We start from the raw sequence: 14,518 nt of genomic DNA on the forward strand, positions 1-14,518 counted from the left end.
CTTTATATAAATGCGATAAATGATTAATCCAATTGGTAATGGTTGACAATTAGCGCCAATATGCCAGCTACTTTATCTTCTGCTGAATCCCCGGCATTGGATAGAATGATCACCATTAAACCCGAGTCTTTTACCAGCGCTATTTGTGATTTAAAACCGTCATTTGAGCCATCATGGAATACATACAATTGATTACTCTGAGTCATTTCATCCACTCCCCAACCAAAACCATAATGGCTACCATCACTAAACGTTGATTGAATACTTAACATTAAATCAAGTGAATACTCGCTAATGATTTGTTGTGCTATCAAGGCATTCAGTAATCGCCATAAATCATTAGCCGAAGAAACCTGTCCACTGGCACCGTTAATATAAAGTTCAGTGCCATACATTAAGTAACTTTCTCCATAATTTAGTGCTTCATTAACTAAATGCTCAGTACCTTGATCAATAACGTAGCTATTGGCTAAGGCTAATGGTGAAAACAGCTGTTCAGTCATAAAGTGAGAGAAACTCTTGCCGCTAACACGTTCAATAATAGTCGCCAACAATGAAAAATTAGTATTACTGTATTGTGCCTGACTATTTGGCGAAAATTCGAGTTCAGGGTGATTGATAAAGTATTCAAGCACCCGTTGATTATCTAGCCCCTCCAGCCAATCCCAGCCGAGAGCAGAAATAAACTCGTCAGTAAAAAAGTTCGGGATACCGGACTGATGGCTAAGTAAACTGGCAATTGTGACTTGCTTCCAGCTTGGGTCTAATTCAGGTAAATATGTTAAAATAGAATCACTAAGTGTCAGTTTACCTTGCTCAATTAAGATAAACACCGCAATAGCGGTAAAAGGTTTACTCACAGATGCCAATCGAAATGGTGTGTCTTGATCAACCGTCAAATTTTCAGCTTTATTCGCCAGTCCAGCCTGTCCTTGATAAATTTTATTTTCGCCTTCAGCCACCAGCACCGCAATTCCTGCATCAGACGCAGAAAAATTGTCGGCTAAATATTGATCGACTTGCTCTGATAATGGCAGAGTATCAACAACCTCTTTAGGATCTATCACCACATTATGTTGTGAACTGGAATTGCTACTATTTCCGCAAGCAGCAAGAAATAACACTAATAATAAGTTGGTAAAAAAAGTTTTACGGTTTAATAAAACGTCAGGTGCTCGATAATCCACTTCTGTTCCTTAGCAATAAATATTTTTCACCAATTTTGGCATAAGCTAAGGGCGTTAAAAGGAAATTCATTGCTCACTTCCCTCAATGGGCAATGAAATTCTCGACGCTAAGAAAACTGCGCCCGATACTCTTTTGGTGACATATTGACATACTGCTTGAATAAGCGATTAAAGGTAGATGAAGATTTTATCCCTGATTCATAAGCTATAATTTCTAGCTTTTCACGAGCACTTTGTGGTTGTTGTAAGCGACGTTTTATCTGCTCTATTCGATACTGATTAATCAATTCATAAAACGTTCTATTCAACCGATGATTAATAATATAAGTCAGTTCTTTAGGTTTCATCGCTAGCTTTTCAGCAAGTTGCTGCAAATTTAGCTGAGGGTCAAGATAAGGTTTTTCTTGTTCCATCAAAGCGACTAACGCCTGCTGCTGAGCTATCAGCTGTTGTTCATCTTTATGCAAATAGGATTCTGATGTCTTGGGGATCACCAAATTAAATAATTGCGGATGCAGTAGGCAATAGTAGCCGAGTATGAAAATAGATAAACTGATCGACAACCAAAACAGCTCTAATGCTTGTTGCGAGCGAGCCTGTTTAAATAACTCTATATCAGCGCTGAAAAATATTAACCAAATCAGCGTAATGATGGCGATAACAGATAGTAAAATAAATAAAAATTTAAGACTTACTTGTTCATTGCCAGCATAATAATTTTTAGCCGTTTGCTTTGCCTGATACAAAAGGTGAGTACTACAAATAATATAAGCAAATAGTAACAATAAAATCACCGCTTGCAGCACACTAACAAATATCATCAGGGTCGGATAATTCTTCAATTGAGTGCGATCGACAATGTCAAAACCTAATCCAGCAATCACTAAAAATAATAGATATCCCGCGGCAGGTAAAAAATGATAGTACTCTAAGTGATTGCGTGCTGACGTTTGCTTAACCATACGTACAACAAATAAATACAAACTAGGCCCTAATAAAGGCACTAGAGCACTACTTAAGGTAAATAAAAATGAGAATTTGACGCTAAATTCTGTCATTTCAGCGATATTTCTTAACATTAATAAAGAGAATACGCCAACAAATGCACTTAAATAACTTACCGCTGTTTTATGGGTAAGGCGTCGGTCAGCTAACAGAATGAACGCGAGTATAATGCCGTGGATACCGCCAAACAATATAGTTGATTGTAATAAGGTAAGAGACATTGCCGATACTTAACAGATCTATTTATTAGCATTCAGTTTAAGGTGTTCTTTTTATAATGTCTATTTTATCAACAACTTCCAGATATTATCTTTCTGCTATTAACGGGTGGTTTGGGTATAAAACTCCGCAATATACTTACCGCCTTTAATTTCAAGGATCAGCCGTAGTTTATAGCTATCGCCTTTATTAGCAATATAGCTACCTAACGGGGTTTCCCGACGCCAGTAATAGGGGTTATCTTTCATACCAAGTTGATAATGACTCGCCTGATTTTGCTTATTCACTAAAAACAGGGTCGCCGTATCTAATGGGTAAGTGGAATTCACGGTAGTAATGCCACCTTCATCCATAATATTGACTTCAAATTCACCAGATTTAAGCTCACAATGCTGATTCTTCACGTCACAATGGCCAAATGGTACTAATTCGATAATTCTATTTTCACTGGCTTGATGCTCTAAATATAAGTCTGATAAAACAAAGCCACCTAAAATTAAAAACGGCGCTAATAGCAGCGCAAGTTTGCTATGACGATTCATAATACTCCTATGAGGTCGATATTAATTAACGCTCTCATTTAAAAACAACCAACCAATTCCCATTCACTTGCCAAAAATTTAAGGCTCCATCATTAGATAGGAGCCTTATACTTAAATGCACGTCACAGATTAATGGTCGTGCGCGGTAGCCACTTCACCATGTGGTGTCCTAAAGTTCATGACCATATCCTGGATGTTTTGCGGTGCTGCAGCTGTTAGTTTTAATACAGTAAAGGCAACGGTAAAGTTCACCACTGCGCCTACTGCACCAAAGGCATTAGGTGAAATACCCAAGAACCAGTTAGCCCCCATATCTCCTAAGAACGAGGTACCAGGGATAAACATAATGCCTTTATGCTGAAATACGTACAGCATAGTAACACCAATACCTGAACACATACCCCAGATAGCCGCCTTGCTATTCATGCGCTTCGAAAAAATCCCCATCATCAATACTGGGAAAATACTCGATGCCGCTAAACCAAAGGCCAGGGCGACAGTGCCGGCGGCAAAGCCCGGCGGATTGAGTCCAAGGTAACCTGCCAGTAATATCGACAAGGTCATGACAATGCGACTGGCGAGCAACTCATTTTTCTCTGACATATCTGGTGTTAATACCCCTTTCATTAAATCATGAGAAATTGAAGAGGATATTGCCAGCAATAAACCAGCAGCAGTAGAAAGCGCAGCAGCCAGCCCCCCGGCTGCCACTAATGCGATCACCCAGTTAGGTAAGTTCGCAATGGCCGGATTCGCTAATACCATAATGTCACGGTCAACTTTCACCATTTCATTCTTATCAGGATCAGCAACATACTGTACTTTACCGTCACCATTTTTATCTTCAAACTTCAATAAGCCAGTTTTTTCCCAATCTTTAAACCATTGAGGGCGTTCATCATAGGCTAAGTTTTGCCCCGCTGCAGGTTCAATAGTATTCATCAAATTAAAGCGAGCCATAGCTCCAACAGCTGGTGCTACGGTATAAAGTAAAGCAATAAATACTAACGCATATCCAGCCGAAGAACGTGCTGCCTGCACACTAGGAACAGTAAAGAAGCGCATAATAACGTGTGGTAGACCTGCGGTACCTATCATTAATGATAAGGTATAAGCGAACATATTTAAGGTCCCGCCCATATTATCTGTAGTGTATTCCTTAAAACCTAAATCCGTTACCACCATATCGAGTTTATCGAGTAAGTAGACACCACTGCCATCCGCCAAGGTCGAACCTAAACCAAGCTGCGGAATAGGATTACCGGTTAGTTGCAATGAAATAAACACCGCAGGAATAGTGTAGGCAAAGATAAGCACACAATATTGGGCAATTTGAGTGTAAGTAATACCTTTCATACCACCTAGTACCGCATAGACAAACACCACCCCCATACCGATATAGAGACCCATGTCATATTCCACTTCCAGAAAGCGAGAAAATGCCACACCAACCCCTTTCATTTGGCCGATAATATACGTTAATGACGCAATAATCAGGCAAATCACCGCAACAATACGGGCGGTTTTTGAATAAAAGCGGTCACCAATAAATTCAGGCACGGTAAACTTGCCATGCTTACGCATATAAGGAGCTAAACACATAGCTAACAACACATAGCCACCAGTCCAGCCCATTAAAAATACTGAGCCACCATAACCTAAAAAGGCAATCAATCCGGCCATAGAAATAAACGATGCCGCACTCATCCAGTCAGCACCGATCGCCATACCATTTTGCAATGGCGTGACTCCACCACCAGCCGCATAAAACTCGCTAGTTGAGCCGGCACGCGCCCACCAGGCGATACCAAAATACAAGGCAAAAGAGCCAAATACCGCAATGTAGGTATAGAGTTTTAATTCATCCATTATCATTCTCCTACATTGTATTTTTTGTCTAACTCATTCATTTTTTTGGTATACCAAAAAATCAGAGCAACGAAGGTATAAATTGAGCCTTGTTGTGCAAACCAGAAACCCAGTTTGTACCCACCTAGCCGAATAGCATTTAATGGTTCTACCAGCAATAAACCAAAACCAAATGACACCACGAACCAGATAGCAAGACAGATGAATATTAGGCGAAGATTTTCTTGCCAATATGAAACTTTGTCTTCCATTGTTTTCTCCTAGCATTGGGCTTTATTGCCCATTAATACACGTTTGTTGTTTTTGTACGTGTTTATTTACCTGTTATATCAATAGCAAGATTTTTTCTGGTACTTCTTTCATCTTAAGCTAGAGCAATGAAAATACCGATTGAAAATCTTTGCTAGCTTAAACACTAACAAGGTTTGCTAATTTCAGGTATTACACTTTAGTCTAGGTCAGGTGAAATAGGCTTGACCTCTGCAATAAAAAGCCCCTAAATAGATACAGCCCCCTTGTTGATAAAAACATTATGGATAACGATTTAGCCGATATTTCCGCTTTTATACAGGCAATTCCCCCTTTTGATCAGCTACCTCCTGCAAAACTGGAGCAAGTGATCAAGCTCTGCACTATTTGTTATCTCGAGCAAGGGGTTAAGCTACCACCGTCACAGTGTCAGAAAAATCAACTCTATCTTGTACGCAAGGGAGCACTTATCTATTGCGATCATCAGGATGAATTACTGGGTAAATACAGTGAAGGAGAACTATGTAGCGTATTCTGTGCTGCGACAAATGACTTACCAATCCAGGTAACAACCGAAGAAGATACCCTACTCTATTGCATTGCTTACGAAAAACTTATTGCCATAGTGCAAGACTATCCAGCGGTAATCAGCTTTTTAAGCCACAGCGCGGCACAACGACTGCAGCAAAAAATGCATCAAATTAATGAAGACGCTGTTATTGCTTCTTCCCTGATGAATACTAATCTCAGTCAGTTTTACCATACCCCGGTTGCCACCATTACCCAGCAATCATCTATTCAACAGGCGGCGATTAAAATGAGTGACTTAGGCTTTTCCTGTTTAGTCGTCATTGCTGAATTAGCTACAGGCAATCAAGCTGTTGGCATAATTACCGATAAAGATTTACGCCAGCGCTGCATTGCAAAGGGCTTAGATTATCAGCTGCCGATTAGCACAATAATGACAGCTAACATGTTGACTATAGACCATAACAGCAAGGCCTATGACGCTTTGATGTTAATGACAACAAAACGAATTCATCATCTTCCAGTGATGAAAAACAACCAGCTGCATGCCATGGTTACCATTACCGATTTAATGAATCATGAAAGTCAAAATGCCACTAATCTCACCCATATCATAGGTAAAGCAAAATCTATTGATGAACTTAGCCAAATCAGTAAGCTGTTACCAAAACTACAGATCAGAATGGCAAAACTTGGTACCACAGCCGACCATCTCGGCAAGAGTATTAGTGCCATTACCTCGGCATTTACTATCCGGTTAATCGAACTGGCAGAGCAAAAGTATGGTTCAGCTCCAGTTCCTTATGCCTGGCTGGCTGCTGGCTCTCAGGCAAGACAGGAACAATTTGCTCACTCCGATCAGGATAACGCTCTGATCATTGCCGACGACATGGAGCCAGACGACGAGAAATGGTTTGCTCAATTGGCAGCCTTTGTTTGTGACGGGCTTGCCCTCTGTGGTTTTATCCACTGTCCTGGCGACATCATGGCAACGAATAGCAAATGGCGACAACAGCAAAAAGTATGGCATCGCTATTTCCAGCAATGGGTCGAAACCCCAAGTCCGCAAGCACTATTAAATAGTAGTGTATTCTTTGACTTAGTCACTGTACACGGTGATAGCCAACTGCTTGAACAGGTTAGATCACGACTATTAAGCAAAACCAAAAACAACACTCTGTTTCTTGCCCACTTATCAAAAAATGCTCTGGCACTGCGACCTCCACTCGGCTTTTTCCGGGATTTTGTTTTGATCAAAGATGGCGAGAACAAAAACGTGCTCGACCTCAAGCACAACGGCATTGCACCGATAGTCGACTTGGCACGCATTTATGCGCTAAGTGAAGGAATAGCAGCAACCAATACCATTGAACGGTTACAACAGGCAGCCGGAAGTCCATCACTCACTAAGGCTTCAGCTGCCAACCTAATCGACGCTTTTCAATTTCTCGGCTTACTACGGATAACCCATCAGGCCAATTGCTTACAGGCCAACAAAAAACCAGATAACTATTTGGCACCTAAACACATATCAAAATTAGAGCGCGAACATTTAAAAGACGCCTTTAAGGTAATAAAAACCTTGCAAGACAGCCGACAGACGGCATATTAGGTAAAAACCATGTTACGTTATCACCCATTATTTAACTGGCTATTAGGTTATGAAGTTGAGCGTAAACGCGATTTGCTACGCGCACCAGCTGGTCCGTTAAAAGACTTTCTCGCTGTAGCGTTTCCATCTCCTACAAGTTCACTTGCACAAAGCAATATACTGGCAGTAGACTTTGAAACTACCGGCCTGGATGCAGTACAAGATAAATTATTAAGTATTGGTTTTGTTGAGCTGCACCATAGACAAATTCACTTAGGTAGCTGTCATCATCAAGTTATTAATACCGAGCAAAAATTATCCGCTGATAACGTGGCAATACATCAAATTACTAATCAACAACAACAACAAGGTGTGCCATTACAAGTAGCGGTTGAAAAACTTCTGAAAGCGTTAGCTGGCAAGGTGATGTTAGTACACTTTGCCCGTATAGAACGGGAGTTTCTACAGCAAGCCTGTCTCGAACTTTATGGCATTGCACCATCCTTTCCGATAATAGATACATTGGCGATTGCTAAACGGCGATTAGATAAAAAAGACATCGCCTATGATCCTTCTCAATTACGATTGGCGACATTAAGAACTAAGTATCACTTACCGCCTTATGGCGGGCATAATGCCCTCAATGATGCCATTGCTACCGCTGAATTATTTCTGGCGCAAACACGCTACTATTCTGATAGCACTCAATTGAAACAATTATTACTATAAGCGACGCCCTTGGTTTCTTTGCTCAATTCACTTATCGTTACTTAATCATGATCCCAAGACGACTAAACACATAACAGGAATATTGATGAAATACTTTGCCTACGGCTCAAATATGTCATTGCTTCGCTTAACTGCCCGCGTTCCCAGTGCCAAAAGAATCGGCTTATACCAACTGAATGGCCACCGATTACGCTTTGACAAAGCCAGTCACGATGGTTCAGGCAAAGGCAATATTGAACAGACAAATAATCAAGAAGATAAAGTATTTGGCGCAATTTTCGATATAGCTGATGCAGAAAAAGCCGCACTCGATGCGGTTGAAGGTCTCGGTGTTGGTTATGAAATTAAAATAATAACGGTTGAGGACTATCTGGGTAATCAACAACAAGCTTTTACTTACTATGCTACTGATATCAATCCGTTGTTATCACCTTATTACTGGTATCTCAATCACGTTATTATCGGCGCAAAGGAAATAGGGGTTCCTAAAAATTATCTCGAAAATATTCAATCAGTTAACTCTATTGAAGATCCAAATACGCAACGTTCCGCCCAAGAGTACGCCATCTACCTAAAATAAGACTAGCGAGTGATTTTAGCCATTTTTCATCACTATAAAAAATGCCAATATTTAGCCTACTTATTTACCCAATAATGCTTCACAAGGATACGAATGTCTGCTCAACTTTCAACCACATTTCTTGCTCCAGAAGCTGAAGAATTTATCGCATTTAGAGCAACTATCGGCTGGAGTAATCCAGATATTCAAACAGTACAACACAGTATCAAACATTCATTATTTTGGGTCTGCATACGAGATCAATCACAGCACTTAATAGCCACCGCTCGTGTAATAGGCGATAACGCCATGTATTACTATATTCAGGATGTCATTGTCCATCCAGAGCATCAAGGTCAGGGACTGGGTAATCGGCTAATGGAGCACATCGAAAATTACTTAGCACACCAATGCCAACCCGGCGCAACCATAGGATTACTTGCGGCACAGGGCAAAGAAGCATTTTATCAAAAATTTGGTTATTCATTACGTAATGGGCAACCGTTAGGCTTGGCATTATGTAAATTTGTTTAACACACTATTTCATTAAAATAAGTGGCGCAGCTCAGTAGCTTTACACCTTGTTATTTTTAACGCTCAACAGCCACAATATATCCTTAACCGTCTTTATTTTTCTATTAATTATTGCTAATTTGCAACTTAGTCAAAACAGCCACTCTGCAATCAGCATCTAGCTCAGGAAATAACCCACTCATGGAAATTAGATTAGGCCAGTTAGAACATCCAGCTGTCATCGCCTTATTAACTCAACATCATCAGGAAATGTTACGGCACTCACCGCCAGAAAGTGTTCACGCATTAGACCTCAGTGCACTAGCTGCGCCTGACATCACCTTTTTAAGCTCATGGCATCAGCAAGAATTAGCAGGCTGCGGCGCGTTAAAGCAGCTAAATCCGTGGCATGGCGAAATCAAATCAATGCGTACTGCCAACAAGTTTTTACGTACGGGTGTGGCACAAACACTATTAAAACATATTATTGCTGAAGCTGAGTCCCGTGGTTATCAGCGCCTTAGTCTGGAAACAGGCACCTTGGCGGCGTTTGCTCCGGCACAAAAGCTCTATCAGGCATTTGGGTTTGATTACTGCCCGCCGTTTGCTGACTACCAAGAAGATCCCTATAGCACCTTTATGACCAAAGAACTGACGCCCAACTCGCAATAGCGTAGACAGCAATTTCATACAAAAAAGTTCACGAAAGTAATGTTAATATTGAAGACAAAAAAGTGAGAAGGAATTAGTAATGAATGACTTACAATGGCAAGAATTTCAACGGGTTCAGCTTTGTGTCGGTACTATAATTGCGGTAGAAGACTTTCCCGAGGCGCGTAACCCGGCTTACATTTTACAAGTCGACTTTGGCGATAACATTGGCGTCAAAAAGTCCAGCGCACAAATTACCGATATCTATAATAAAGAAGACTTGCTTAATAAGCAGGTGGTTGCTGTAGTTAACTTTCCAGCTAAGCAAATCGGTCCTATCATGTCAGAATGTTTAGTCACTGGCTTTCACCGGGAAGATAATGCGGTAGTCCTTGCGGTTCCCGACAGTAAAGTGCCGAACGGCACACGATTGGCATAATTATATGCTTAAAGCCATACACCATGTTGCAATCATCTGTTCTGACTATCAGCGCTCAAAGCATTTTTACGTCAACATCTTAGGGCTAAAAGTCATTGCTGAAAATTACCGCGAAGCACGTCAATCCTATAAGCTGGATTTGCAGTTACCAAACGGCGTTCAGATTGAGTTGTTTTCGTTTAACGATGCACCTGAAAGGCCTAGCTATCCTGAAGCAAGGGGTTTAAGACATCTAGCTTTCGTAGTTGAGTCTGTGGTGGATTTTGCGCAATATCTCACTCAACAGCAAATAGCAGTTGAAGACATTCGTATCGATGAATACACCCATAAGCCTTATACATTTTTCAGCGATCCGGATGGTTTACCACTAGAGCTTTATCAAATTTAATCAACTATAAACCTTCACACTTAAATTAGGAATTTTATGTATCAAGGTAAATGTTTATGTGGCGCAGTTGAAGTCACTATTAATGGCCCAATAAAAAATATTATTCATTGTCACTGTTCGCTTTGCCGTAAAAACAGCGGCACAGCCTATGCCACTAATGGTTTTGTTAACAGCGAAGATTTTGATATTGTCAAAGGCTCCAACAACTTATCACATTTTTCTTTTAAGCCTGGAAGATACCGTCACTTTTGCCAAACTTGTGGTTCACCCATTTACAGTTCTAATGATGGTGATCCAAGCCGAATTCGCCTGCGCTTAGGGTTACTGGATTCAGAGATCAGTGAACGACCAATGTCTCATAACTTTGTCAGCTCTAAGGCTAGTTGGGAAGATCTAGATGCTAAGCTACCAAGGTACGAGACATTCGAACCTAACAGATAATTGTGATCTGTGGTTGAGCGTATATTCGTTAATAACATTAATCATCGATGTGCGGCCTAGCACTAGGCATATAAAAACACCATTGAGCTAATAATGACTCAATGGTGTTGTAATAAATGCTATATAAACGATTTACTCAGGATTTGCTGTCACCGTTAAGGTGATCCCTGATGCATAGCTGTAACCGTAAATATCAATGTACCAAGTACCTTCAGATGGATTCGTGAAGTCACATGATTCATTATTACCATATAGTAACGGACTACAATCAGAATGTGATGACGTTGATTGCTGCCCATAAGTCACGTACAAGTCAGCATCACCATAACCACCCGAGATTGAAATATTCATGTCCTTATAACCAGCGGCTAACGGTAAAGTATAACGAGTCCATGCTCCTGTGTTGACCGAAATACCTGTGACAGATTCACTGATCGGCTCGACTTCCCCAGTACTAGTTTGATAGCTGCCTGTTAGGCTGACACCAGAGATCTGGTTCCATGCCTGTACCATGACATAATATTTACCCGCCTGAACATTTGTAATTTCACAAGTTTCATCACTTGTAGGTGTTGTGCTTTTACAATCGGATAATGATAACGTTGGCTCATCACCAAAGCGTACATACAAGTCTGCATCACCTGTGCCTCCTGATGTAACAAATGATAAATTAGTTGCCCCCGCAGGTACCTCTAATGTAAAGATCATTTCCGCTTTTTCAGCACCAGAGATGTTCGTTTTAGCGACGCCATTTTCTAAAGTTTGTGGTGAAGTAACGACTCCTGGACACTCACCGACACCAACGGCACACCATGCTGTTTCAACAGAATTTTTCTCACTGTCTCCATATAAATCAGCAGCCGCTTGAGCAGTAGCACTTCTTGCTCCCGCAAAATTAGTACTTTGATTCATATACGTAGTTAATGCACGATAGAAAATCTGTTCAGCTTTCAATAAGCCAACACCGTTCACTGTTGCGTTAGATTTATTACGAGGATGTTGACCACCATCAGCCAATAAGGCAAATGCTAAGTTCGCAATCCCTGAATTTCCATGAACACCACCTTGGTCATTACCGTTGTTTGGATTACTGACATAAGGAATGCGCTCTGGCCACCAGTCTTTTGAGTAGTTATCTTGCGTTGGGTTTTTCATATAACGCATCGCATCGCCACTCACTCCAGGCGTGTAGCTTTCTTCCGCTAATAGCCAATCGGCTTGCGTGGTATTGTCACGATAAGCTTTAGCTGCCACGCCCATAATGTCTGACCAAGCTTCATTTAATGCGCCAGACGCATTGTTATAAATCAGGTTAGCAGTATGTTGAGTAACACCATGAGTCAATTCATGACCAATAACATCAAAGCTTAATGTCAGATCATCTAGTTGTTGCCCATCACCGTCACCGTATAACATCTGGCTGCCTGTCCAATAGGCATTTGCAACATTATTGCCAAGGTGAACACTGGAAATCATGACCATATCATTGTTGTTAATACCGTTACGATTAAAACGAGCCTTATAAAAATCATAAACTTTTGCCGCGCCATCATGTGCACGCTGGGCCGATGCATCACCACAGCTTTGATTATTAGTACATAACAGTTGACCCGGTGCATATTGTTGATCTTGATTTTGCAAATCGTAGGTTTTCCAATTTTTAGCGGAATGCACCTGAGCATGGCGAGTTAATAGCTCTATCGTATTAACGTCGTAAAATAACCAATCGCGGCCAAAATCTTCACCGCTGTTATTCCAGGTTACTTCCACTTTCCATGCTTGTTTCGTTTCATCGGTTAGAGGTAGATAAACGTATACTTGCTGAGGTTGAGCGGTAATTTCACCTAGCTCCTGAGCTAATTCAATCACACGATTTTTACCCGTTGTCGCATTGGCAGACGTTTGCTTGCGATTAGCGCTACTCCCCTCTGCACGTGCGACCACACCAGACATAGCATAAATTTTACTGTTACCAACACTTTGCTTCAATCCAACACCTAATTGATCTCCTTGCATGTGAATGGATAAACTGGTGCCGTAGACAGGTAAACCATTAATTTTTTGTTGTAATTGAATATGGTTTTTGCCTAGTTGATCACGCCATTGACGCTTTACGGTAAAACTTTCATTGCCAAGCAATGACGAACCAAGGTATTGAGTAACCGCTTGCTTCATTGTTTTTTCATTAAACTGCGCCGAAATTGTACCAAGGTCTCCTGTTGCAAACATAGGTTGACCTGCTAACGTACGCGCATTTACAGCGTCGTTATCTGCAGCATATAAGGATGTTGCATAGCATATTGACGATGCGATCAATAAATAATTGAACGATTTAATTTTCATAAGTATTCCTTCTCTAGGGTGCGTTTTATTATTATTTATCCTCTTTAAGAGGTTTTTTAACCATAGCGCTTTTGTATACATTAACAAATATTAAACAAATATTTCACAAACCAATTACGTTCAAAATAGAAACATTTCTTTACACTTAAAAATAACTAATTGTTTTATATGAATTTAATTTGCATTTACTTATGGACAAATAATGAGTAGAAAAAACAGAAAAATAATATTTGACATTTTTTTAACAAAAGCTACATATGTATGTTTATTCACTTTTTATTTAAAAAGAAACTAATCAGTATAAGAAAAGTGCTAAAAGCAACAACAACACTAGATGCAAAAAACAGATGAAAAAAAGGCCGATATCACTATCGGCCAAAACAACAGAGTGTATTAAGGGGCAGTAATTTAGACGACTGCTTGCGCCTGTTTTAACAAACTAAACAATTGGTCTTTTAGCAATAATCTTTGCTTTTTTTGCTGTTCTAAATATTCATCTGAGGTATTTTCAGCACCTTGTTCAATTCGGCGCACTTCATGATCGCACTGATGATATTCTTTAAACAGGCGAGCAAAATGTGCGTCTTTCATTTTGAGTTGATGGATCTCAGTTTCAAATTCGGGGAACTCACGGTGTAAATCATGCTTTTCAATTGTCATAAAAATTTCCTTAATTTGAGTGTATTGATCTTTAAACTATTAATACCATTACACTTTAAAAATATAGTTAATAAGCTCATACAACATGACTGATAAAATTAGCCATTAAGTAGCACAATCAATACACTTTGTCGTGTAGGGAAGTGCACTTAAACGCTGCTCAGCAATTTTTTCAGCACAGCTATCACAAATGCCATAACGGCCATTTTCAATTCGTTGCAAGGCATGGCAAATTAACGATAATTCAGCCTTAGCTTCATGATGAATTTCATCAAGCACTTCATCATTTTCACGCTCCGACGTTTGTTCGGCAAAATCAGCAGCGCGTCCTTTCTTAAAATCGGCTTCTATCGCCGCAATACGTTGGCTTAACTCAGCTTTTTTTGCCAGTAGGGTATCTGATATCTGTGCAATCATTGTTGTTATCTCCTTGCCTAATACCAATTGAATCAACGTGGTATAACTTCATCATAACGACAGCGAGATTAAGGATATTGATCTAGCACAATGAATATTCTGTTTTCATTATCTGATGATAAACCTAGGTTTATCTCAGCTAAAAAATAAGGGGCGCTCGGCCCCTTATTGCTAATCATTGGTCAATT

16 protein-coding genes are annotated in these 14,518 nt (G+C 40.2%); 8 read left to right on the forward strand and 8 right to left on the reverse strand.

The window, feature by feature from the left end:
- Positions 1-23: 23 nt before the first annotated feature.
- The 5 genes from QQK06_RS08345 to QQK06_RS08365 form a co-directional block, all read right to left on the reverse strand.
- Complete coding sequence (locus QQK06_RS08345; RefSeq protein ID WP_284244202.1) at positions 24-1,187, reverse strand: serine hydrolase domain-containing protein; 1,164 nt, start codon at positions 1,185-1,187, stop codon at positions 24-26.
- Positions 1,188-1,294: 107 nt separating this feature from the next.
- Entirely contained in the window at positions 1,295-2,413 is a 1,119-nt protein-coding gene (locus QQK06_RS08350; protein WP_284244203.1) for a helix-turn-helix domain-containing protein, read from the reverse strand.
- Between the two features lie 99 nt (positions 2,414-2,512).
- Positions 2,513-2,953, reverse strand: a complete 441-nt coding sequence (locus QQK06_RS08355; RefSeq protein WP_284244204.1) for a hypothetical protein — start codon at positions 2,951-2,953, stop codon at positions 2,513-2,515.
- 129 nt (positions 2,954-3,082) lie between these two features.
- Positions 3,083-4,822 carry a sodium:solute symporter family protein gene (locus tag QQK06_RS08360; RefSeq protein ID WP_284244205.1) on the reverse strand — a complete coding sequence of 580 codons (1,740 nt, stop codon included), beginning with the start codon at positions 4,820-4,822 and terminating at the stop codon, positions 3,083-3,085.
- A 2-nt stretch (positions 4,823-4,824) separates the two neighbouring features.
- Positions 4,825-5,073 carry a DUF4212 domain-containing protein gene (locus tag QQK06_RS08365; protein ID WP_284244206.1) on the reverse strand — a complete coding sequence of 83 codons (249 nt, stop codon included), beginning with the start codon at positions 5,071-5,073 and terminating at the stop codon, positions 4,825-4,827.
- 281 nt (positions 5,074-5,354) lie between these two features.
- Between QQK06_RS08365 and QQK06_RS08370 the strand changes: the two genes are divergently transcribed.
- The 8 genes from QQK06_RS08370 (at position 5,355) to QQK06_RS08405 (ending at position 10,910) form a co-directional block, all read left to right on the forward strand.
- Positions 5,355-7,211, forward strand: coding sequence for a putative nucleotidyltransferase substrate binding domain-containing protein (locus QQK06_RS08370; RefSeq protein WP_284244207.1), 1,857 nt, complete (start codon positions 5,355-5,357; stop codon positions 7,209-7,211).
- Positions 7,212-7,220: 9 nt separating this feature from the next.
- Positions 7,221-7,919 carry an exonuclease domain-containing protein gene (locus QQK06_RS08375; protein WP_284244208.1) on the forward strand — a complete coding sequence of 233 codons (699 nt, stop codon included), beginning with the start codon at positions 7,221-7,223 and terminating at the stop codon, positions 7,917-7,919.
- A gap of 85 nt (positions 7,920-8,004) precedes the next feature.
- On the forward strand, positions 8,005-8,499 hold the full coding sequence (locus QQK06_RS08380) for a gamma-glutamylcyclotransferase family protein (RefSeq protein WP_284244209.1): 495 nt from the start codon (positions 8,005-8,007) through the stop codon (positions 8,497-8,499).
- A gap of 93 nt (positions 8,500-8,592) precedes the next feature.
- Positions 8,593-9,012, forward strand: a complete 420-nt coding sequence (locus QQK06_RS08385) for a GNAT family N-acetyltransferase (RefSeq protein WP_284244210.1) — start codon at positions 8,593-8,595, stop codon at positions 9,010-9,012.
- 180 nt (positions 9,013-9,192) lie between these two features.
- Complete coding sequence (locus QQK06_RS08390; protein ID WP_284244211.1) at positions 9,193-9,663, forward strand: GNAT family N-acetyltransferase; 471 nt, start codon at positions 9,193-9,195, stop codon at positions 9,661-9,663.
- 79 nt (positions 9,664-9,742) lie between these two features.
- Complete coding sequence (locus QQK06_RS08395; protein ID WP_284244212.1) at positions 9,743-10,081, forward strand: tRNA-binding protein; 339 nt, start codon at positions 9,743-9,745, stop codon at positions 10,079-10,081.
- 4 nt (positions 10,082-10,085) lie between these two features.
- The gene (gene gloA2 / locus QQK06_RS08400) at positions 10,086-10,469 is read left to right on the forward strand and encodes an SMU1112c/YaeR family gloxylase I-like metalloprotein (protein WP_284244213.1); all 384 of its coding nucleotides are present in this window, start codon (positions 10,086-10,088) and stop codon (positions 10,467-10,469) included.
- A gap of 36 nt (positions 10,470-10,505) precedes the next feature.
- Positions 10,506-10,910 carry a GFA family protein gene (locus QQK06_RS08405; protein WP_284244214.1) on the forward strand — a complete coding sequence of 135 codons (405 nt, stop codon included), beginning with the start codon at positions 10,506-10,508 and terminating at the stop codon, positions 10,908-10,910.
- Positions 10,911-11,042: 132 nt separating this feature from the next.
- Here QQK06_RS08405 and QQK06_RS08410 read toward each other — a convergent pair whose 3' ends face one another.
- The 3 genes from QQK06_RS08410 to QQK06_RS08420 form a co-directional block, all read right to left on the reverse strand.
- Positions 11,043-13,253 carry a M4 family metallopeptidase gene (locus QQK06_RS08410; RefSeq protein ID WP_284244215.1) on the reverse strand — a complete coding sequence of 737 codons (2,211 nt, stop codon included), beginning with the start codon at positions 13,251-13,253 and terminating at the stop codon, positions 11,043-11,045.
- Positions 13,254-13,661: 408 nt separating this feature from the next.
- Positions 13,662-13,913, reverse strand: a complete 252-nt coding sequence (locus tag QQK06_RS08415) for an HP1242/YdcH family protein (RefSeq protein ID WP_284244216.1) — start codon at positions 13,911-13,913, stop codon at positions 13,662-13,664.
- A 105-nt stretch (positions 13,914-14,018) separates the two neighbouring features.
- Positions 14,019-14,330: a TraR/DksA family transcriptional regulator gene (locus QQK06_RS08420; protein ID WP_284244217.1), complete on the reverse strand. Its 312-nt coding sequence runs from the start codon at positions 14,328-14,330 to the stop codon at positions 14,019-14,021.
- Between the last annotated feature and the right edge of the window lie 188 nt (positions 14,331-14,518).

Origin of the sequence: Thalassotalea insulae (assembly GCF_030161395.1) — a bacterium.
Taxonomy (GTDB): Bacteria; Pseudomonadota; Gammaproteobacteria; order Enterobacterales; family Alteromonadaceae; genus Thalassotalea_E; species Thalassotalea_E insulae.